General features: G+C 64.3%; 22 protein-coding genes and 1 tRNA gene. 15 read left to right on the top strand and 8 right to left on the bottom strand.

The window, feature by feature from the left end; all coding sequences use genetic code 11:
- Positions 1–13: 13 nt before the first annotated feature.
- From RFM41_RS21900 to RFM41_RS21890, 3 genes are read left to right on the top strand one after another with little or no spacing between them, the layout of a single operon-like run.
- Positions 14–847: a creatininase family protein gene (locus tag RFM41_RS21900; protein ID WP_320250965.1), complete on the top strand. Its 834-nt coding sequence runs from the start codon at positions 14–16 to the stop codon at positions 845–847.
- Positions 844–2,007: a YncE family protein gene (locus RFM41_RS21895; RefSeq protein WP_320250963.1), complete on the top strand. Its 1,164-nt coding sequence runs from the start codon at positions 844–846 to the stop codon at positions 2,005–2,007. The genes RFM41_RS21900 and RFM41_RS21895 overlap by 4 nt, the downstream gene beginning before the upstream one ends.
- Positions 2,008–2,062: 55 nt before the next feature.
- Positions 2,063–2,233, top strand: a complete 171-nt coding sequence (locus RFM41_RS21890) for a hypothetical protein (protein ID WP_320250961.1) — start codon at positions 2,063–2,065, stop codon at positions 2,231–2,233.
- A gap of 222 nt (positions 2,234–2,455) precedes the next feature.
- On the opposite strand, the gene RFM41_RS21885 is transcribed toward RFM41_RS21890, so the two are convergent.
- Positions 2,456–2,540, bottom strand: a tRNA-Leu gene (locus RFM41_RS21885).
- Positions 2,541–2,817: 277 nt separating this feature from the next.
- Here RFM41_RS21885 and RFM41_RS21880 point away from each other — a divergent pair.
- A complete protein-coding gene (locus tag RFM41_RS21880) occupies positions 2,818–3,405 on the top strand; it encodes a YqaA family protein (RefSeq protein ID WP_320250959.1) in 588 nt (195 codons plus the stop codon).
- Between the two features lie 24 nt (positions 3,406–3,429).
- Entirely contained in the window at positions 3,430–3,948 is a 519-nt protein-coding gene (locus RFM41_RS21875) for a disulfide bond formation protein B (RefSeq protein WP_320250958.1), read from the top strand.
- Between the two features lie 363 nt (positions 3,949–4,311).
- Here RFM41_RS21875 and RFM41_RS21870 read toward each other — a convergent pair whose 3' ends face one another.
- A complete protein-coding gene (locus RFM41_RS21870; protein WP_027167440.1) occupies positions 4,312–4,869 on the bottom strand; it encodes an HNH endonuclease in 558 nt (185 codons plus the stop codon).
- Positions 4,870–5,077: 208 nt separating this feature from the next.
- A complete protein-coding gene (locus tag RFM41_RS21865) occupies positions 5,078–5,737 on the bottom strand; it encodes a DNA-3-methyladenine glycosylase family protein (RefSeq protein ID WP_320251050.1) in 660 nt (219 codons plus the stop codon).
- Between the two features lie 90 nt (positions 5,738–5,827).
- Here RFM41_RS21865 and gluQRS point away from each other — a divergent pair, with 90 nt between their 5' ends.
- Entirely contained in the window at positions 5,828–6,697 is an 870-nt protein-coding gene (gene gluQRS, locus RFM41_RS21860; RefSeq protein ID WP_320250957.1) for a tRNA glutamyl-Q(34) synthetase GluQRS, read from the top strand.
- On the opposite strand, the gene RFM41_RS21855 is transcribed toward gluQRS, so the two are convergent.
- Positions 6,692–6,985 carry a hypothetical protein gene (locus tag RFM41_RS21855; RefSeq protein WP_320250955.1) on the bottom strand — a complete coding sequence of 98 codons (294 nt, stop codon included), beginning with the start codon at positions 6,983–6,985 and terminating at the stop codon, positions 6,692–6,694. The two genes, gluQRS and RFM41_RS21855, sit on opposite strands and share 6 nt — an antisense overlap.
- A 155-nt stretch (positions 6,986–7,140) precedes the next feature.
- On the opposite strand from RFM41_RS21855, the gene RFM41_RS21850 reads away from it, so the two are divergent.
- Positions 7,141–8,034 carry a DMT family transporter gene (locus RFM41_RS21850; RefSeq protein ID WP_320251049.1) on the top strand — a complete coding sequence of 298 codons (894 nt, stop codon included), beginning with the start codon at positions 7,141–7,143 and terminating at the stop codon, positions 8,032–8,034.
- A 204-nt stretch (positions 8,035–8,238) separates the two neighbouring features.
- Here the strand turns inward: RFM41_RS21850 and RFM41_RS21845 are convergent, their stop codons facing one another.
- Positions 8,239–9,090, bottom strand: a complete 852-nt coding sequence (locus tag RFM41_RS21845) for a YihY/virulence factor BrkB family protein (protein WP_320250953.1) — start codon at positions 9,088–9,090, stop codon at positions 8,239–8,241.
- Positions 9,091–9,148: 58 nt separating this feature from the next.
- Here RFM41_RS21845 and RFM41_RS21840 point away from each other — a divergent pair, with 58 nt between their 5' ends.
- From RFM41_RS21840 to RFM41_RS21810, 7 genes are all read left to right on the top strand, one after another.
- Positions 9,149–10,015 (top strand): SDR family oxidoreductase, encoded by an 867-nt coding sequence (locus RFM41_RS21840; RefSeq protein WP_320250952.1) that lies wholly within the window; start codon positions 9,149–9,151, stop codon positions 10,013–10,015.
- A gap of 25 nt (positions 10,016–10,040) precedes the next feature.
- Complete coding sequence (locus RFM41_RS21835) at positions 10,041–10,232, top strand: twin transmembrane helix small protein (protein WP_320250950.1); 192 nt, start codon at positions 10,041–10,043, stop codon at positions 10,230–10,232.
- 20 nt (positions 10,233–10,252) lie between these two features.
- Positions 10,253–10,834, top strand: coding sequence for a cob(I)yrinic acid a,c-diamide adenosyltransferase (locus RFM41_RS21830; RefSeq protein WP_320250948.1), 582 nt, complete (start codon positions 10,253–10,255; stop codon positions 10,832–10,834).
- 21 nt (positions 10,835–10,855) lie between these two features.
- On the top strand, positions 10,856–11,659 hold the full coding sequence (locus tag RFM41_RS21825) for a rhomboid family intramembrane serine protease (protein WP_320250946.1): 804 nt from the start codon (positions 10,856–10,858) through the stop codon (positions 11,657–11,659).
- A 162-nt stretch (positions 11,660–11,821) separates the two neighbouring features.
- Positions 11,822–12,571 (top strand): electron transfer flavoprotein subunit beta/FixA family protein, encoded by a 750-nt coding sequence (locus RFM41_RS21820; RefSeq protein ID WP_320250945.1) that lies wholly within the window; start codon positions 11,822–11,824, stop codon positions 12,569–12,571.
- Positions 12,572–12,595: 24 nt separating this feature from the next.
- The gene (locus RFM41_RS21815) at positions 12,596–13,525 is read left to right on the top strand and encodes an electron transfer flavoprotein subunit alpha/FixB family protein (protein ID WP_320250943.1); all 930 of its coding nucleotides are present in this window, start codon (positions 12,596–12,598) and stop codon (positions 13,523–13,525) included.
- Positions 13,526–13,724: 199 nt separating this feature from the next.
- Positions 13,725–14,603 carry a 3-hydroxybutyryl-CoA dehydrogenase gene (locus RFM41_RS21810; protein WP_320250942.1) on the top strand — a complete coding sequence of 293 codons (879 nt, stop codon included), beginning with the start codon at positions 13,725–13,727 and terminating at the stop codon, positions 14,601–14,603.
- A 132-nt stretch (positions 14,604–14,735) separates the two neighbouring features.
- On the opposite strand, the gene RFM41_RS21805 is transcribed toward RFM41_RS21810, so the two are convergent.
- The 3 genes from RFM41_RS21805 to RFM41_RS21795 form a co-directional block, all read right to left on the bottom strand.
- Entirely contained in the window at positions 14,736–16,664 is a 1,929-nt protein-coding gene (locus RFM41_RS21805; RefSeq protein WP_320319297.1) for a PAS domain S-box protein, read from the bottom strand.
- Positions 16,665–16,873: 209 nt separating this feature from the next.
- Entirely contained in the window at positions 16,874–17,512 is a 639-nt protein-coding gene (locus RFM41_RS21800; RefSeq protein ID WP_320250940.1) for an NrsF family protein, read from the bottom strand.
- Between the two features lies 1 nt (position 17,513).
- The gene (locus tag RFM41_RS21795; RefSeq protein WP_320250938.1) at positions 17,514–18,050 is read right to left on the bottom strand and encodes a sigma-70 family RNA polymerase sigma factor; all 537 of its coding nucleotides are present in this window, start codon (positions 18,048–18,050) and stop codon (positions 17,514–17,516) included.
- 205 nt (positions 18,051–18,255) lie between these two features.
- Between RFM41_RS21795 and RFM41_RS21790 the strand changes: the two genes are divergently transcribed.
- Positions 18,256–19,260, top strand: a complete 1,005-nt coding sequence (locus RFM41_RS21790; protein WP_320250936.1) for an iron ABC transporter substrate-binding protein — start codon at positions 18,256–18,258, stop codon at positions 19,258–19,260.
- The last annotated feature ends 35 nt before the right edge of the window (positions 19,261–19,295 follow it).

The raw sequence follows: 19,295 nt of genomic DNA, 5'->3' as shown, positions 1-19,295 counted from the left end.
AGTGTATCGGGGCATGCTTGTCGATATCGGAAGAAGCGCGCTGCGGCGCATCCTGGCTGGCGCAGCGCTGCTGCTGTGCTTGTCGGCGGCGTATCCGGCAAGCGCTTCGGTCTTCCTCGAAGACCAGACCTGGACCGAGTTGCGCGACCTGGTCGCGGCGGGAACGACCACGATCATCATCCCGATCGGCGGCACCGAGCAGAGCGGTCCGGCAATGGCGCTGGGCAAGCACAATGTGCGAGTGAAATTCCTCGCCGAAAAGATCGCGACGAAACTGGGCAACGCGCTGGTTGCGCCGGTCATCGCCTATGTGCCGGAAGGCGATATCGATCCGCCTGCCGAGCACATGCGTTTTCCGGGAACCATCACGATCAGCGACAAGACTTTCGAGCAATTGCTGGAGTCCGCGGCGCGTAGCTTCAGGCACGCCGGCTTCAAGACCATCGTCCTGATCGGCGACCATGGCGGCTATCAGGCCGACGAACGTCACGTGGCCGACCGGCTCAACGCCGAATGGAAGAAGACCCCCGTTCGGGTCTTTGCGGCGGTCGATTACTATCGCCTCGCGCAGGGTCCCTATACCGACAAGCTGCTGGCCGCCGGCGCCACCCGCACCGAGATCGGAACGCATGCCGGATTGGCCGACACCTCGCTGATGATGGCTGTCGATCCGTCGATGGTGCGCAAGGATCGTCTTGCCGGCCTGCTAAAGCTTGGTGCCGGGGATGGCGTTTATGGCGGCGATCCGGCAAGGTCCTCCGCGGAATTTGGGCAGCTCGGTGTGGATCTCATCGTCAACGGGACGACGGATGCGATCCGCGCCTTCATCGCAAGTCAGCCAAAATGATCGAGACTTTTCTGCGCTTCATCCGTCTGGGCGTGCCGCTTGCGCTGCTTGTCTCGCTGCAGCCCGGCACATCCTATGCCGGCTCCTGTCCGGAAGACTGTTCCGAACCCCCGCCGCCCGCCGTCGACATTTACAAACACACCGCCGCCGGTCATCTCAGCCCGGTGACGACCAGAGCGCTGCCGCGCGTCTATGTGCCGAACCGCTCCTCCAACTCCGTCTCGGTGATCGACACCCTCACCTTGAAGGAGGTCGACCGGTTTTCGGTCGGCAGCAAGCCGCAGCATGTCGTGCCGTCCTGGGATCTGAAAACGCTGTGGGTCGCCAACAACGGCACCGGCAAGAACGGCAGCCTGACGCCGATCGACCCGATGACGGCCAAGCCCGGCCAGCAGATTCCGGTCGACGACCCCTATAATCTCTATTTTATGCCGGACGGCAGCGCGGCAATCGTCGTCGACGAGGCGATGAAGCAGCTCGATTTCCGCGACCCGCACACCATGGTGTTGAAATCGAGCCTGCCGACGCCGACCTGCCCCGGCATCAACCATGCCGATTTCTCGGCCGATGGCTCCTATGCGATCTTCACCTGCGAGTACGGCGACGGCGGCCTGGCCAAGATCGACCTGAAGGACCAGAAGGTGCTCGGCCATCTCGACCTCTCCAGGATGGGGATGCCGCAGGACATCCGGCTCTCGCCCGACGGCAAGGTCTTCTACGTGGCCGACATGATGAATGACGGCGTGTTCCTGGTCGACGGCGACAGTTTTCGCGAAATCGGCTTCATTCCAACCGGCATCGGCACGCATGGCTTCGTCGTCAGCCGCGACGGCAAGCGCCTCTATGTCTCGAACCGCGGCTCGCACAAGATGGAGCAGGGCAAGGCCAATGGTCCGGGCAGCGTGACGGTGATCGACTTCGCAACCCGCGCCGTAGTCGCGCAATGGCCGATCCCCGGCGGCGGCAGCCCCGACATGGGCAATGTCAGTGCCGATGGCAGGCAGCTATGGCTCTCCGGCCGCTTCGACAGCGAGGTCTACATGATCGACACGACCAGCGGCGCGGTGACCAAGATCCGCGTCGGCGTCGAGCCGCACGGCCTCACCGTGTGGCCGCAGCCGGGGCGATACTCGCAGGGGCATACGGGGAACATGCGGTAGCAGCCGCTCCAATGGAGCGTTCCAACTCCGGTTGTGCGATATTCGATCGTTGCTGGTGAGCCTACCGAAGCTGGCCACCGGCGTGACCTACAACATCGACTCCACCATCTCGGTCTATGCCAGCCTCGGCTATTCGTGGAAAAAGTCGGACACGACGTCGGCGCCTTACGACGATCTCGCCGGCGACAAGCTCAACATCGCGATCGGCTACAAGCACTCGCTCTGACCGCTCGAGCAATTCCAGGAGAAGTGCGTAGCGGTTTCCGTCCGGAATTGCATGAAAACAACAAAGGCGCAGGCCGGCCGTCGTCGGCCTGCGCCCAAATTTCTGGGATTAGGATGGCCCGTCATCAGAAGCTCGAAGAGATTAGAGAGGGTGGCCCATCATCCGAAGCTCGAAGAGGTTGGAGAAGGATGGCCTGCCATCCGAAGCTCGCAGAGCGAAGGATGGTGCCCCTAGCCGGGATCGAACCAGCACTCCTTGCGGAACTCGATTTTGAGTCGAGCGCGTCTACCAATTCCGCCATAGGGGCTCAGGCCGGGCGGCCTGGATGGGCGCGGACTATACGGTTGGACGGCCTTTCGTCAACTGGCCTGTTGCGGATTTGCCCGCGCAAGCGGTGGTATTGCTCGCCTGCCGGCCTCATGGCGACGCAGGACATTGTGCGGCGCGGAAAATCTTTCTAGACAGGCGAAGCGTTGAGCGCCTCGCATCCGCAAGCTGGATGCGGCGCTTTGGGTCCTTGTCTTCCTGCCTGCCGTTGCCCAAAACCGCCAAGCGCCTCGGGGTGCTGTGGATTAGGAGAGCCGATGCTTCGCGGACTTTACGACTGGACCTTGTCGCTGGCGGCGCGCAAATCCGCCGAATGGTGGCTGGCCTTCATCGCCTTCGTCGAAAGCTCGGTGTTCTTCATCCCGGCCGACGTGCTGTTCCTGCCGATGGCGCTGGCGCGACCCAACCGCGCCTATCGCTACGCGCTGACCGCCACGGCTGCGTCCGTGCTGGGCGGCATTGCCGGCTGGCTGATCGGTTTCTACGCCTACGACACGATAGCACGGCCGATCCTGGAGCACTTTGGCGGCCTTGCCACATTCCAGAGGTGGCAGTCCTCAGGCGCCGGGCTGATGCTGGTGCTGCTCGTGACATCCGGCGCCGCGCACCTGCCGCCGATCAAGGTGGTCACCATCCTGGCCGGCGCGCTCCACGTCAATCTTCTGGTCTTCATCGTCTCGGCCATCGTTGCGCGCGGCGCTCGTTTCCTGCTGCTTGCCTGGCTGCTGCGCCGCTATGGCGAAGAGATCAGGGAGTTCATCGAAAAGCGCTTGGGATTGATTGTCGGCGCCGGCGCCGCTGCCCTGATTTTGCTCTATATCCTCGTCAGATACGCCCACGGATAGCGACGCAACAACGGATCCTCATCGATGACCGCGACCATGAATGCCGACACCGGACGCCAGCGCACGCGCGCGGCGCTCTTTCTCGCCGTCGCCATGGCCGCGACCGTCGGCTCGGCGCTCGCCTTCCAATATATCGGCGGCTACATCCCCTGCCATCTCTGCCTCGAGCAGCGCACGCCCTATTATATCGGCGTGCCGCTGATGGTGCTGGCGGCGGTCGCCTCGATGCTGCGCGCGCCGGCCTGGGTGACGCGCGGCCTGCTCGTGATCGGCGGCTTGCTGATGCTCTACGGCCTCTATCTCGGCGTCTACCATTCAGGCGTCGAATGGAAGTGGTGGCCGGGCCCGGCCGACTGCACGGCCGGCGCCGGCCCGGTCGACACCGGCGGCAAGGGCGTGCTCGACGCGCTCGACAAATTCGTGCCGCCCTCCTGCGACAAGGCAGCGCTGCGCATCCTCGGCCTGTCGCTCGCCGGCTGGAACGCCATCGCCAGCCTTATCCTGGCCGCCGTCGCCTTCCGCAGCGCGCTCGCGCGGGATTGAGTCGGCACCAAGGCGCCGACGCAGAGTTCGAGCAAAAATTGGGCAGGCTGCGTCGCGTGGCGCGACTTTCGACGTCCGAGCCAGTTCGACCCCCACTCCGTCTCGGCTTCGCCGAGCCACCTCTCCCCCGATCGACGGGGTAGAGGAAAGGCACAAGCCTATTGTAGCCAGCGCTCCTCGGCGGCTCCCTTCCTCTCCCTCCGGAGGGGGGAGAGGTGGCGCTGCGAAGCAGCGACGGAGTGGGGGAAGCCGGTCGTTAAACGCGAAGCCGCTGATAAGTGAGCACGACCGAACTGGGCTGGCGAAGGCCGGAAGCGAAGAAAGCCGCGTCAGGCGGCCAGCCTCCCGATTTCTCGAACGATCTCAGGGTTCGAGTTCGACATCCCAGTACAGATAATCCATCCAGCTTTCGTGCAGATGGTTGGGCGGGAACAGCCGGCCGTTGTTGTGTAGGTCGTGCACCGTCGGCTGGTAAGGCTTCTGCAGCGGCCACATCTTGGCCTGGGCCGGCATCATGCCGCCCTTGCGAAGATTGCAGGGCGAGCAGGCGGCGACGACATTCTCCCAGGTCGTCGCCCCGCCGCGATGGCGCGGGATGACATGGTCGAACGTCAGATCCTCGGGCGTGCCGCAATACTGGCACTGGAAGCGGTCGCGCAGGAACACGTTGAAGCGGGTGAAGGCTGGATGCCGCGACGGCTTCACATAGGCTTTCAGGCTGACCACGCTCGGCAGCTTCATCGAGAAGGTCGGCGAAGAGACGGCGTGCTCATATTCGGCGACGATGTTGACCCGGTCGAGGAACACAGCCTTGATGGCGTCCTGCCACGACCAGAGCGACAGGGGGTAATAGCTGAGCGGGCGATAGTCCGCATTCAGCACCAGCGCGGGAAGCCCATCCGGAGATACGGCAACCGTCACGTCTTGGCCTCCTTGGCTCCGCGCATGACTCCGAAAATCGGACGATTTGCGGAAAGAATCATGCGCTTCTTCAAAAGTCCTACAGCGTCATTGTGGACCCAATTGGATGCACGGCGCCGTAACCGATTGGCGCGGATACTGTAAGCCCGACATGACAGGGATGTGAAGCGGATTGTCTCTCGCCGAAACTCTCAAAAACGCATGATTTTCATGCTTTTTTGGCCATTTCGACGGGAGGCGCCGCGTCCCTGCCCTTCAGTTCACGATAGTAGGCCCAAAAAAGCCGCGACGCGACACCCCGCCAGGGGCTCCATGATTCGGCCAGCCGGATAAGCATTTTCTCCGGCGGACGCGGGTCGATGCCGAGCGCATGGCCGACCGCCGTCTGCAGCGCGACGTCGCGCGCGGGGAACACATCCGGGTGGCCGGCGGCGAACAGCAGATAGCATTCGGCCGTCCATGGGCCGATGCCGGGCACGGCCGTCATCGCTGCGATCGCCTCGCCGGCATCCAGTGTGCACAGGTGATCGAGATCGAGCCCGCCGGCCACCGCTTCGGCGACGGCAAGCAGGCCGCGCTGCTTCGGCCGCGACAGCCCTGCCTCGCGAAATACGTCTTCACCCACGGCGAGGATTGCTTCCGGCGTCAGCGGATCGACCAGCTTGACCAGTCGGCCGAAGATGGCATCGGCGCTCGCGCGGGACACCTGCTGTGACACAATGATCGAGGCGAGGCTTTGAAACCCCGGCTCCGACAGCCGGAGCGGCACCTCGCCCGCCTTGCCGCGCACCGTCTCCAGCCGCGGATCGATCCGGCAGAGGGCGTCGAGGGCTGCCGCAATGTCGTCGAGCGAGGCGATGCGTTGCACGTTCTTGTTCCCAGGACGCCCGCGAAGTGGCAATTGAGGGCTAGATACCAGTTGGCAAAAGCGCCTTTCAACCTGAATGCCGCCCGAGAGATGACGCTCCTGACATTCCGCTTCGCGCCGAGCCCCAATGGCGAACTGCATCTCGGCCATGCCTATTCGGCCCTGCTCAACCAACAGATGGCGGCGCAAGCGGGCGGACGCTTGCTGCTGCGCATCGAGGATATCGACATCACCCGCTGCACGCCCGAATTCGAGGCCGGCGTTTTGCGCGACCTCGAATGGCTGGGGTTGCGTTGGGAGCGGCCGGTGCGCCGACAGTCGGAACATTTTGCCGAATACCGGGAAGTGCTCGACCGGTTGATCTCCGAGGAACTCGTCTATCCCGCTTTCATGAGCCGGGGTGAAATCCGCGCCTTCATCGCCGAGAGCGGCGGCCGCGACTGGCCGCGCGATCCGGACGGCGTGCCGCTCTACCCCCCGCTCGACAAGGCCCTGTCGGCCAGGGAGCGCAAGCGGCGGATCGCCGAGAACATGCCCTTCGCCTGGCGGCTCGACGTCGAGGCGGCGATAGCGCGCGTCGCGGCTGGCCTGTCATGGATGGAGTTCACCAACGAGAGGATGGCGGCGACGCGCGCTATCAAAGCGCAACCACAGGCCTGGGGAGACGTCATCGTCGCCCGCCGCGACATCCCGACCAGCTACCATCTCGCCGTCGTCGTCGACGACGCGCTGCAGGGCGTCAGCCATGTCGTGCGCGGCCAGGACCTCTCTTCGGCGACCGGGGTGCAACGCCTGCTGCAGGAGCTGCTCGGCCTGCCGCAGCCACGTTATTTCCACCACCGCCTGATCCTTGGCCCGGACGGCAGGAAGCTGTCCAAGAGCCTCAAGGACATCGGTCTCGCGGCGCTCCGAGAGGCAGGCATGTCGCCGCAAGGCATCAGGCAATTGTCCGGATTATGATCCGAGCCGCGCCAGACCGGCCTTGATCAGCGCCAGCACGCTGATCAAGCCAAAGGCACCGCCAAGCCCCCAGGCAACTGCGAGCCTGAGATCGCTCAGGCTGATGCCATGCTTGTGGGCGACCACCACCGCAACGAAAAAGCCGACGATGAACAGCAGCGTATTGCCGCTCGGACCGAAGGCGCCCTCTTTCATGATCGCGTCGAGCAAGGTGCCGAAGAAGAATCCAAAGGCGGCGATGATGGCGAAGGCGAACAGAAGCCAGGTCGTGTCGAGATGCAAAAACATGCCTCACCATGGCGCGGCGATGCGCCATGCCCCTGTTGGCACGGTTTGTTGAATTCGACTTAGCTTATGGATCAACCGTTTCGTTTTGCTTGCGGGATTGATCGGCATTAGAGCAAATGCCGTCATCAACCGTTCACCCCGGCAGCTTTCCCTTCATGCAGAGCATCAAGCGGTTCATTCCCGCCTCCTTCGTCGTTCTGTGGGCGACCGGCTTCATCGGCGCTCGCTACGCCATGCCCTGGGCCGAGCCTTTCACCTTCCTTGCCATCCGCTTCCTGATCGCGGCGATCCTGTTTGCCGGCCTCACCCTTTTGCTCGGCTCGCGCAAGGCGACGCGCGATGAGGCGCTGCACGCGACGGTGGCCGGCATCCTCATGCACGGCGTCTATCTCGGCGCCGTCTTCTGGGCGATCCACAGGGGCATGCCGGCCGGCCTTTCGGCGCTGATCGTCGGCCTGCAGCCGCTGATCACCGCCGTGCTCGCCGGAAAATTCCTGGGCGAAGCGATCCTGCCGCGCCATTGGGCCGGCCTTGCCGTCGGCCTGCTCGGCGTCGTCATCGTGCTCTGGCCGAAGCTCGGCACGCTGGGCGGCGGCGTCACGGTGGCGACCTTGACGGCCTCGCTCGTCTCCGTGCTCGGCATGAGCGCCGGCACCATCTGGCAGAAGCGCTACGCCTCCGGCGGCGACCTGGTCTCGGCGACGATGTGGCAATATGTCGGCGGCTCCGCCGTGATGATCCTGGGCTCGCTCCTCTTCGAGACGCGCGCCGTGACCGTCAACGGCGAGCTGATCTTCGCCATGGCTTGGCTGGTCCTGGTGCTATCGGTCGGCGCCATATTCCTGTTGATGGTGATGATCAGGGACGGCGAGATGTCGAAAGTCGCCTCGCTGTTCTACCTGGTGCCGGCCGTGACCGCGGTCATCGCCTGGGTGCTCTTCAACGAGCAGCTCAACCTGCTGCAGATCGCCGGCATGGCGATCGCCACGCTTGGCGTCGCCCTGGCGACCGCCAGACCCAACGGCGTGACCAAAAGAATCTCCACCTGAGATGTGCCGAGATTCAGGTCAGGCCGAGTCGAAACGGTAGCTTCCGAGAACCGGCCTACGCCGGCCGTAGCCTTCACAGAGCGAAGACATTTATGAGGGCTTCGGCCGGCGAAGGCCGGAGCGGAGCGTACTTTTCGTACGTGACCACCGGAAGCGGAGGAAGCCACCGTTTGCAGGCCGGCCTCACCTGAATCTCGGCACATCTCAGCCGACGCGCGCGCGGGCTTCCAAATAGCGGCTGATCGAGGCGTTGAGCTCACCGCCGAGGATGAAGATCGCCGAGATGATGTAGAGGAAGACGACCGCGATCATGATGGAGGCGAGCCCGGCATAGGTCGTCACATAGGACGAGAAATGGTCGAGATAGGTGGCGAAGATCGTCGACCCGACCAGCCAGGCGATCAGCGTGAAGACGATGCCGGGTATGATCGAGACGAAGCGGCGCTTGCCGGCCGGCAGCCAGATATGCACCGAGAACAGCCCGATGACGATGACCGTCGAGGCGATCACGTACCGCCAGATGGTGATCGTGCCCATATAGGGCTTGATCCACTCCAGATGCGCTTCCGCCAGCCGCGCAAGCAGCGGCGCGAACACCAGAAGCACGCTGATGGCGAGGAAGCAGGCGGTGGCGATCAGCACGAAGATGATGCTTTGCACCCTGCGGTGGATGATGCCGCGCGTCTCGGTGACGCGGTAGGCGCGGTTGAGCGAGGTGCGCAGCGCCTCGATGCCGTTCGAGGCGAAATAGGCCGCAAGCAGCACGCCATAGGTCAGAAGGTCGGTGCGCCGCACCGTGAGCACGTTCTGCACCTCATGCGCGATCGGCTTGGCGATCTGTTCCGGCCATGTGTCGAAGACCAGGTGCACGGCCGTGTCGGCGAAGGCGCGCGCACCGAGGAAGCTGGCGAGCGTGGTGGCGAAGATGAGGAACGGAAACAGCGCCATCAGCGAGGTGATCGCCAGATGGCTGGCCATCGCCCAGCCGTCATCGGTGTTGAAATGGCCTATCGCATCGTAGAGCACGCGCTTGAGGGCGACGATATTCCGCAGCAAGGGCCCGCGCTCCGCTCGATTGTGTCAACGCCGCGAATATGGGAAGTGATTGCGGCAAATGGCAACCCCAGGTCCCACAACGCGCCCCGCCGCGGAAGAGTTGCGCACCGTCATCGTCACCGGAGCCTCCTCCGGCATCGGCGCCTATTGCGCGCGGGCGCTGAAGGCGGAAGGCTGGCGGGTCTTCGCCACGGCACGCAAGCAGGACGATATCGCCGCGCTCGAGGCCGACGGCCTGGAGGCCTTCTATCTCGACTATCGGGAACCCGAATCCATCGCGGCTCTGGTCGATGCGGTGCTGGAGCGCACCGGCGGCCGGCTTGACGCGCTCTTCAACAACGGCGCCTACGCCCAGCCAGGCGCCGTCGAGGACCTGACGGTCGCAGCGCTTCGCGAGCAATTCGAGGCCAATTTCTTCGGCTGGCATGATCTGACCCGGCGCATCGTGCCGATCATGCGCCGCCAGGGGCACGGCCGCCTCGTCCACTGCTCCTCGATCCTCGGGCTGGCGCCGGTCCGCTTCCGTGGCGCTTATTCGGCCTCCAAGCACGCCATCGAAGGCCTGATGCTGTGCATGCGCCAGGAGCTCGAAGGCAGCGGCGTCCACCTCTCGCTGATCGAGCCAGGGCCGGTGACGTCGAAGATTGCCAGCAACGGCCTTACCTGGTTTCTGAAGAACATCGATGTCGAGAATTCCGTCCACCGCGCCGACTACCAGGCGCAGCTCGCCAGGCTTCAGGCCGGCGGCAGCGTGTCGAAGCTGAAGCCGGGACCGGAGATCGTGCACAGGGCGCTGCGCCACGCGCTTCTGTCACAGCGCCCGCGCCCGCACTATGTGGTAACGGTGCCGGCCAGGATCGGCGCGGCGCTGAAACGCGTCCTGCCGGCGTCCCTGCTCTACCGCGTGCTCGCCAGGCGCGCCTGACCGAACCTGAACCGGAGCCAGCCAGATGCTCATCGCCTTGAAGATCCTCGCCATCCTCGCCATGGCCGCCGTGGTGATCGTGCTGGTCCGCGGCCTGATCAACATGATGCGCGGCGGCTCGGGCATCACTTCGAACAAGCTGATGCAGGCGCGCATCATGTTGCAGGCGGTGGCCTTGGCGCTGCTGTTGCTGGTGGTCTATTTCACGCGCAAATAGCGCTGATTCAGGGGGATCGCGTGGTCAAGCTCAACAAGATCTACACCCGCACCGGCGACGACGGCACGACCGGGCTCGGCACCGGCGAGCGGCGGCTGAAATCCGACCTGCGCGTCGACGCCTATGGCACCGTCGACGAGGCCAATGCCTGCATCGGCATGGCCCGCATCCACACCGCCGCCGGACACCCCGCGATCGATGCCATGCTGTCGCGCATCCAGAACGATCTGTTCGATCTCGGAGCCGACCTCGCCGTGCCGGACGACGGCAAGCCCCTGGAATACGCGCCGCTGCGCATCGTCGCCGCCCAGACGGACCGCGTCGAGCAGGACATCGACGCGCTCAACAAGGATCTGCAGCCACTGAGATCCTTCGTTCTGAACGGCGGCACGCCCGCGGCCGCCGCGCTCCATCTTGCCCGCACAGTGGCGCGCCGCGCCGAGCGCCTGATGGTGGCGCTGGCCCAGGATCCGGCCGAGCATGTCAACCGCGAAGCGCTCAAATACATCAACCGCGTCTCGGATTTCCTGTTCGTCGCCGCCCGTGCGGTCAATGACAATGGAAAGGCCGACGTGCTATGGGTGCCCGGCAAGAACCGCTGAAGCCGGAGGCGGGAGGGTCCGATGTTCATCCCGCTTTACGACACCAACAGGCTGCGCCACATCCGCCTGCAATATGTCACCATCGGCCTGATCGTGGCGAATGTGCTCGTCTATCTGGCGACCACGCTTGGCGGTGAAAACTTCACCAACGCCGCGGTTCTCGGTCTCGGCTTCATCCCCGCGTTGGTCCACGACAAGGTCGCGTTGTCGCCCGAATTCGTCGTCATCCCCGAGAACCTCAGCTACCTCACCTACTCGTTCCTGCACGCCGACATCTTCCACATCGGCGGCAACATGCTGTTCCTCTGGGTGTTCGGCGACAATGTCGAGGATGCGCTGGGCCATATCCGCTATCTGATCTTCTACCTTGCCTGCGCCGTCGCGGGCGCCTTCTTCCAGGGGCTGGTGGCCTGGGATTCGCAAGTGCCGCTGATCGGCGCCTCGGGGGCAATCGCCGGCGTCGTCGCCGCCTATCTGATCCTCTATCCCCGGGTGAAGGTCTGGGTGCTGGCCTTTGCCCGCATTCCGCTGCGCATCCCGGCCTTCATCCCCCTGATCCTCTGGATCCTGTTCCAGATCGTGATGTTCGCCACGGCCGGCGAGGACCAGGTCTCCTGGGCCTGCCACATCGGCGGCATCATCGCCGGGTCGATCCTGGTGCTGGTGCTGCGCAGCCGCGGCGTGCCGCTGCTGGCCGGCGCCGACGGCGAGCCGGACCCGACGCCCAACATCCAGCAGCCGCCTGTCCCTGTCGAGCCGGCGACCGGCGACCCGGCGCAGCCGACATCGCAATGGGGCCGTGGAGCAGCAACGCCCCGGGACTGAACCGATTTGGGTGCGTCGTGGGATATTGACGCGCCGGTTTGCCGCCACTACGGAAGCGGCACCGCTGGGCGGATATTCCGTCCGTAATGTCGGCTTTCGACAACTCTGACAGGGCGCACGCTGCTATAGCGCCCCGACTATCTCAGGAGAGGTGACAGGAAAATGAAGATCCTTGTGCCCGTGAAGCGGGTTGTGGACGCCAACGTCAAGGTCCGGGTGAAGGCCGACGGACTGGGCGTCGAGCTTGCCAACGTCAAGATGGCGATGAACCCGTTCGACGAGATCGCGGTCGAGGAAGCGATCCGCATCAAGGAGGCCGGCAAGGCCGAGGAGATCATCGTCGTGTCGATCGGCCCGCAGCAGGCGCAGGAGACGCTACGCACGGCGCTCGCCATGGGCGCCGACCGCGCCATCCTCGTCAAGACGGACGAGCAGGCCGAGCCGCTCGGCGTCGCCAAGGTGCTGAAGGGCGTGGTCGAGGCCGAGAAGCCCGGCCTCGTCATCCTCGGCAAGCAGGCGATCGACGACGATTCAAACCAGACCGGCCAGATGCTGGCGGCGCTGCTGGGCTGGGCGCAGGGCACCTTCGCCTCCAAGGTGGAGCTCGCTGGCGACAAGGCCATGGTGACGCGTGAGGTCGATGGCGGCCTGCAGACGATCGAGCTGAAGATGCCGGCGATCGTCACCGCCGACCTTCGCCTCAACCAGCCGCGCTATGCCTCGCTGCCTAACATCATGAAGGCCAAGAAGAAGCCGCTCGACGAGAAGAGCCCGGCCGACTACGGCGCCGACGTCAAGCCGCGTCTCAAGGTGATCAAGACCGAGGAACCGGGCGGCCGCAAGGCGGGCGTCAAGGTGAAGTCGGTGGCCGAGCTGGTCGAGAAGCTCAAGAACGAAGCCGGCGTGCTCTAAGCGAAGCGGGAAAGGACAAAGAAAATGGCAATTCTCCTCATCGCCGAACACGACAACGCAAGCCTTTCCGACCAGACTGCCAAGGCGCTGTCGGCCGCTCTCCAGATCGGCTCCGACGTCGACGTGCTGGTCGCCGGCAAGGGCGCCAAGGCTGCTGCCGATGCCGCCGCCAAGCTGAAGGGTGTCCGCAAGGTGCTTCTGGCCGAGGCTGACGAACTGGCCGAGCGTCTCGCCGAGCCTACGGCGGCTCTCGTGGTGTCGCTTGCGGGCGGCTACGACACGATCATCGCGCCGGCGACCTCCGCCGGCAAGAACATCGCGCCGCGCGTCGCTGCCTTGCTCGACGTCGCCCAGGTGTCGGAAATCATCGAAGTGGTTTCGCCCGACACCTTCAAGCGGCCGATCTATGCCGGCAACGCCATCCAGACCGTGCAGTCGACCGACGCCAAGAAGGTCATCACCGTGCGCACCGCGTCCTTCTCGGCAGCGCCGGAAGGCGGTTCCGCTTCGGTCGAGACGGTCGGCGCCGCCGCCAATCCCGGCCTGTCGTCTTTCGTCGAGAACAAGCTTTCCGAGAACGACCGTCCGGAGCTGACCTCGGCCAAGATCATCATCTCGGGCGGCCGCGCGCTCGGCTCCTCGGAGAAGTTCCAGGAAGTCATCCTGCCGGTCGCCGACAAGCTCGGTGCCGCGGTCGGCGCCTCGCGAGCCGCGGTCGACGCCGGCTACGCGCCGAACGACTGGCAGGTGGGCCAGACCGGCAAGGTGGTCGCGCCCGACCTCTACATCGCCGTCGGCATCTCCGGCGCCATCCAGCACCTGGCTGGCATGAAGGATTCGAAGGTCATCGTCGCCATCAACAAGGACGAGGAAGCGCCGATCTTCCAGGTTGCCGACTACGGCCTGGTCGGCGATCTCTTCGTCATCCTGCCGGAGCTGCAAAAGGCGCTTTGACGCCGTCCGTTCTGGCATATTAAAATCCGAAGGGTGGGGTAGACGAAGTCGCCCCGCCCTTTTAGTTTGCACTGCACAAAAAGCAGGCCGCCAAGGTCTGAGCCATTCCGGCGGTTTGCATCGGAATTGCTAGGAACAAACAAGCAGGAGCGTTCATGCTTCAACGAGAAGCGGAATTGCTCCGGACGGGATTGGGGTCATGAGCAAGATCGAGACGATCGGCATTGTCGGCGCGGGCCAGATGGGTGGCGGTATCGCCCATGTCTCGGCGCTCGGTGGCTACAAGGTCCTGATCCACGACATTTCGGCCGACCGGATCGAGAAGGGCATCGCCACCATCAGCGGCAACATGGCCCGCCAGGTCGGCTCCGGCAAGCTTGAGGAGAAGGCGCGCAACGAAGCGATGGCGCGCATCTCCGCCGCTCCGGCCATGGCCGATCTCGCCGCCGCCGACCTCGTGATCGAAGCGGCGACCGAGGACGAAACGGTCAAGCGCAAGATCTACGCGCAGCTCTGTCCGCAGCTCAATCCGGAAGCGATTCTGGCGACCAATACCTCGTCGATCTCGATCACCCGGCTTGCCGCGCAGACCGACCGCCCAGAGCGCTTCATCGGCATCCACTTCATGAACCCGGTGCCGGTGATGAAGCTGGTCGAGCTGGTGCGCGGCATCGCCACGGAGGATCAGACCTTCGAGGCGGCCAAGACCTATGTGAAGCACCTCGACAAGACGATCACCGTCTCGGAGGATTTCCCGGCCTTCATCGTCAACCGCATCCTTTTGCCGATGATCAACGAGGCGATCTACACGCTCTACGAAGGCGTCGGCACGGTCGATGCCATCGATACCGCGATGCGGTTGGGGGCCAACCATCCGATGGGGCCGCTGCAGCTCGCCGATTTCATCGGCCTCGACACGTGTCTTTCGATCATGCAGGTGCTGCATGAGGGCTTGTCGGATTCGAAATACCGCCCCTGCCCGCTGCTGGTGAAATATGTCGAGGCCGGCTGGCTCGGCCGCAAGACCAGCCGTGGCTTCTACGATTATCGTGGCGACCATCCGGTGCCGACGCGCTGATCTTCTGCGGCTGAAGGCTTAGAGCGGCTCAGCGATTCATGGAATCGCCGAACCGCCCTAACTTCTTGTTTTTACGCAATTCCGGACGGAAAACCGTTTCACACTTTTCCTGGAATTGCTCGAGGACGCGGCTCAGGACGCCGCGGCGAGCGGCAGCGGCGGCACGTATTTGGACATTTCGTCGGGCGAAACTTCGTCCGGCGCGGCGGAAACGCAGCCGCGACCAGCTGCCTTGGCGGCATAACAGGCGGCGTCGGCCCGGGCGATGATCTCGTCGACCTCGCCGCAGCCGGCGCGGATCGGCGCGAGCCCGATGCTGGCCCCGATCGAATACGGGCGCCCGTCCCAGCTGAAGTTGAGATTGCGGATGACATCGATGATCGAGCGCGCCGCGATCGGCCCACGTGCCCCGGCGCCCGATTTGAGGATGACGGCGAACTCGTCGCCGCCGAGTCGCGCGACGATGTCTTCCGGGCCAAGCACATTACGAAGGCTATCGGCCACGCGCTTGAGCAGCGCATCGCCCGCGGCATGGCCGCCGGTGTCGTTGACCGCTTTGAAGTGGTCGAGGTCGACGAACATGAACTGATGCTCGCCGCCATTGAGGCGGCAGTGGTCGACAAGCTCCTCCATGGTGCGCATGAAGCTCGAACGGTTGGCGAGCCCGGTCAGCGCGTCATGGGCGGCGGCGTAGGCCAGTTGGCGCTGCAGCGCGCGCGCGTCGGTGAAATCCTGGAAGACGATGACCAGGCCGCAGAACTCGTCGCGGTCGTTCATGATCGGCGACACCACCTGGCGGATGCTGCAGCGCGTGTCGTCGCGCCGCACCAGGACCGCGCGCGTGTTCTGGTCGCAATGCGGCCGCTCGTTCACCGAAGGACGCGAAAGCCCGATTCTGTGCCCGCTTTCCTCATCGACCGCCCAATAGACATGGCTGAGCAGCTTGCCCATAGCCTCGCCGACGTCGACGCCGGTGAGCTTCTCCGCAATCGGGTTCATGAAGGTGATGCGATTGGCGGCATCGGTGCAGATCACCGCGTCGCCGATCGACTGCAGCGTCACCCTGAGCCGCTCCTTCTCGTCGGCCAGCATTGCTGCCGAAACGATCAGCCGCGCCTCGGCCTCCTTACGCTCGGTGATATCGGTCAGGCTGCCTATGGCCCGGACCAGCCGACCCTCGCCGTCGCGCTCGATCACCTTGCCGCGGTCGAGGATCCAGACCCAGTGGCCGTCCTTGTGCCGCATCCGGAACTCGGCCTCGAAGAAGGGCGTCTCGCCGGCAAGATGCGCGCGATCCGCCTCGGCGACAATTTCGCGGTCGTCGGGGTGGATCATGGTCAGCCAGCGGCCGGGGTCGCCATCGAGCTCGCCATGGGCAAAGCCCAGCATCTTCACCCAGGTCTCGGAATAAGTCAGGCCGCCCTTGCGCATATCGAGGTTCCAGACGCCCTGTCCGGTGCTGGTGAGCGCGAAGTTCCATCTTGTCTCGGCCTCGGCAATGCGCGCTTCTGCCTGTTTGCGGGCGTCGATGTCCTCGATCTGCGACACCAGATAAAGCGGCTTGCTGGTATCTTCGTCGCGAATGACCGAGCCGGTGAGCTGCGCCCAGACCGAAGTACCGTCCTTCTTGAGGTAGCGCTTTTCGAAATGGAAGGTATCGATCTTTCCCCCCTTCAGCGCGACCATCGTCTCCCGGCCGAGCTGCAGGTCGTCCGGATGCGTGATCTGGAAGAAGGTCAGCGCCTCGATTTCGGCGCGGCTGTAGCCAAGCATGGCGGCGAAAGCGGGATTGGTCTGCACGATGCGGCCGTCGAGGCCGACAATGGCGACGCCGATCGCCGAATCCTCCATGGCCCGGCGGAAGCGCTGCTCGCTTTCGGCGATCTGCCGGCGGTCGTCGATGATCCTGCGGATGAACAGTGCCGAGACGAACAGCGTTACCGCCGTGACGGCGACGGATATCTGCAGGCAGACCTTCAGCGCGTCCAAGCCCACTTCCAGCGCCGGCAGCAGGATCGACGCAGTCAGGGCAACGAGCCCTGCCGCCATCAAGGCGGGCACAGCGCGCTGGCCTGCCCGCGGACCTTTCCAACTCAACCACGCCACAATGCGATCCCACCCATGCGCAACTGCGCGTTGCCGCAACCCTGGCGGATCGATTTTAAGGAATGGTTGCGCAGGCCGCAGCGGCCACTCCGCTAACCGGCAAACAATTGCCGGTATGATTAAGGGACTGTTTTCAAACTGTACCGAAGGATCGGCGCGCAATCCTACCAGCGCACGAAAAGCCGCCCGCCGATGGCGCCGAGCAGCGTGAGGAAGGCAATCGCGATCGTATACCAGGTGGCCACGAAGAGCGGCGAATCGTCGAAGCAATGCGCGGCATAGAAGGTTGCCGCGAGCCCGCCCGCAAGCAGGCCGGCGACCGCGCCCGCAAGCACCGGTCGGGTCGGCGCGCCGTAGCGCAGCATGCCGAGGAAGATCGCCAATGGACCGATGCCGATCAGCGGGATGAAGCTCATGCAGATCATCATGTTGGAGCCGATAAGCCGCTTGCCCCAATCGGCCTCGGGCACGACGAAGAGCTCCAGAACCACCGCCAGCACGACCAGAAGCGGCGCGGCGATCATCCAGGCCATTGCCCGCCCGGTCGAAGCGCCCGGCATCGACAGAGCGCGGATCAGCGCGAAGGCGCTGGCCGCGAGCACCAGCGTGAACACGAATTTCGACATGAAGCGCATCGTGTGCATGGCAGGCATGATGTCGGGACGCGGCCCGATGGTCGCAAAAAAGACCGCCGCGGCGATCACCACGGCCACGCCGACCGCCAGCCACCAGGCCTTGCCGAGCGGCATCGCCTTGTCGCGGGCATCGGCGTCGAGCGCCTTGATGAGATCCTCTGTCCTCATGTTACTGTCGTCCAAACCGTTTGGCGATCGCGGCGAGGCCGCGATGCAGCGACACGCGCACCGCCGTCTCGCTGATGCCGAGCTTGCTCGCTGTCTCGCCGATCGAATGGCCGTCGACCGAGATCGATGACACCACCGAGCGCTGCGCCGGCGGCAGCCCGTCGAGCGCCCGGTTGATGTCGCGCTCGCTCACCGTTTCCGTCTCCGGCTCGGCGAAGGTTTCGGCGATCTCGTCGATCTCGACCTCGATACGCCGTCCGCGCCGGCGGAACGCGTCGATCAGCTTGAAGCGGGCGATCGCGTAGACCCAGGGCAGCACCGGCGCGTCAGGCCGCCATGTGTGGCGTTTGACATGAATGGCCAGCAAGGTTTCCTGCACGACATCCTCGGGATCGACCCCGCCCTGAACGATCTTGCGCCGGACAAAGCCCCGAACGAGGGCGGCAATCCGGTGCAGAAAGTCGGCATAAGCCCTTTCGTCTCCCGCGATCGCGGCCCTGAGCAGCCGGGAGAGCTCGGCCTCGTCCTTGCCGGTCACAAGAGTTTACCCCCAATGTTCGCGTCTCGGCCCTGGTTTGTTACGTGGCCGCTGAAATAATGTCCAAGCCAAACTGCCGCAAAATCACGAAAGTTTGCGCCACGGCGACCGATTGAAGCAGGGTCACAATGTTGACTACAACAATCAGGTATTGATAGGAGCAATCGTGCCCGAACCCCTGTCTCCAGTTTTGAGGACGATGCCCATGAGAATTGCCCTTTCCACGCTTGCCGGCGCCGCGCTGGCGCTCGGCCTGATCGCCGGCCCGGCCATGGCCGAGGATCAAGGCATCGTCGTCTACAATGCCCAGCATGAGAGCTTGGCCAAGGAATGGGCGAAGGGCTTCACCAAGGAAACCGGCATCAAGGTCACGCTGCGCAATGGCGGCGACAGCGACTTCTCCAACCAGATCGTCGCCGAGGGCGCGGCCTCGCCGGCCGACGTGTTCCTGACCGAGAACTCGCCGGCCATGGCGCTGGTCGAGGCGGCGGGCCTGTTCGCGCCGGTCGACGCCGAGACCCTCGCCCAGGTTCCACAGGAATACCAGCCTTCGAGCGGCAAGTGGGTTGGGGTCGCCGCCCGCAGCACCGTCTTTGCCTACAACAAGGACAAACTGAAGGAAGACCAGCTGCCCAAGTCGCTGCTCGACCTCGCCGATTCGAGCTGGAAGGGCCGCTGGGCCGCCTCGCCGTCCGGCGCCGACTTCCAGGCCATCGTCAGCGCCCTGCTGCAGATCAAGGGTGAGGCCGCGACCGCCGACTGGCTGAAGGCGATGAAGGAGAACTTCACCGCCTATAAGGGCAACTCAACGGTGATGAAGGCAGTCAACGCCGGCGAGATCGATGGCGGCGTGATCTACCACTATTATTATTTCGGCGATCAGGCCAAGACCGGCGAAAACAGCAAGAATGTCGGCCTGCATTATTTCAAGAACCAGGACCCAGGTGCCTTCGTTTCGGTCTCCGGCGGCGGCGTTCTGGCTTCGAGCAAGCATCAGAAGGAAGCCCAGGCCTTCCTGAAGTGGGTCACCGGCAAGGGCGGCCAGGACGTGCTGAAGACCGGAACGTCCTATGAATACGCGGTCGGCAAGGGTGCGGAGTCCAACCCGAAGCTGGTGCCGCTGGCCGACCTGCAGGCGCCGAAAGTCGATCCGGCGACGCTCAATTCCAAGAAGGTCATCGACCTGATGACGCAAGCCGGCTTGCTTTAGTTCGCGTTCGTCCTAAAAGGGCGAACGACCGTGCT

The organism is Mesorhizobium vachelliae (assembly GCF_033977325.1).
GTDB classification, from domain to species: domain Bacteria; phylum Pseudomonadota; class Alphaproteobacteria; order Rhizobiales; family Rhizobiaceae; genus Mesorhizobium; species Mesorhizobium vachelliae.
The sequence above is the reverse complement of the archived record's forward strand: the minus strand, read 5'-3'. Positions and strand labels throughout refer to the sequence as shown.

Coding starts and splice junctions, on each gene's coding strand:
- RFM41_RS21900 (WP_320250965.1), top strand. CDS start 14: ATGCTTGTCGATATCGGAAGAAGCGCGCTGCGGCGCATCCTGGCTGGC.
- RFM41_RS21895 (WP_320250963.1), top strand. CDS start 844: ATGATCGAGACTTTTCTGCGCTTCATCCGTCTGGGCGTGCCGCTTGCG.
- RFM41_RS21880 (WP_320250959.1), top strand. CDS start 2,818: ATGCTTCGCGGACTTTACGACTGGACCTTGTCGCTGGCGGCGCGCAAA.
- RFM41_RS21875 (WP_320250958.1), top strand. CDS start 3,430: ATGACCGCGACCATGAATGCCGACACCGGACGCCAGCGCACGCGCGCG.
- gluQRS (WP_320250957.1), top strand. CDS start 5,828: ATGACGCTCCTGACATTCCGCTTCGCGCCGAGCCCCAATGGCGAACTG.
- RFM41_RS21855 (WP_320250955.1), bottom strand. CDS start 6,985: ATGTTTTTGCATCTCGACACGACCTGGCTTCTGTTCGCCTTCGCCATC.
- RFM41_RS21850 (WP_320251049.1), top strand. CDS start 7,141: ATGCAGAGCATCAAGCGGTTCATTCCCGCCTCCTTCGTCGTTCTGTGG.
- RFM41_RS21840 (WP_320250952.1), top strand. CDS start 9,149: ATGGCAACCCCAGGTCCCACAACGCGCCCCGCCGCGGAAGAGTTGCGC.
- RFM41_RS21835 (WP_320250950.1), top strand. CDS start 10,041: ATGCTCATCGCCTTGAAGATCCTCGCCATCCTCGCCATGGCCGCCGTG.
- RFM41_RS21825 (WP_320250946.1), top strand. CDS start 10,856: ATGTTCATCCCGCTTTACGACACCAACAGGCTGCGCCACATCCGCCTG.
- RFM41_RS21820 (WP_320250945.1), top strand. CDS start 11,822: ATGAAGATCCTTGTGCCCGTGAAGCGGGTTGTGGACGCCAACGTCAAG.
- RFM41_RS21815 (WP_320250943.1), top strand. CDS start 12,596: ATGGCAATTCTCCTCATCGCCGAACACGACAACGCAAGCCTTTCCGAC.
- RFM41_RS21810 (WP_320250942.1), top strand. CDS start 13,725: ATGAGCAAGATCGAGACGATCGGCATTGTCGGCGCGGGCCAGATGGGT.
- RFM41_RS21800 (WP_320250940.1), bottom strand. CDS start 17,512: ATGAGGACAGAGGATCTCATCAAGGCGCTCGACGCCGATGCCCGCGAC.
- RFM41_RS21790 (WP_320250936.1), top strand. CDS start 18,256: ATGAGAATTGCCCTTTCCACGCTTGCCGGCGCCGCGCTGGCGCTCGGC.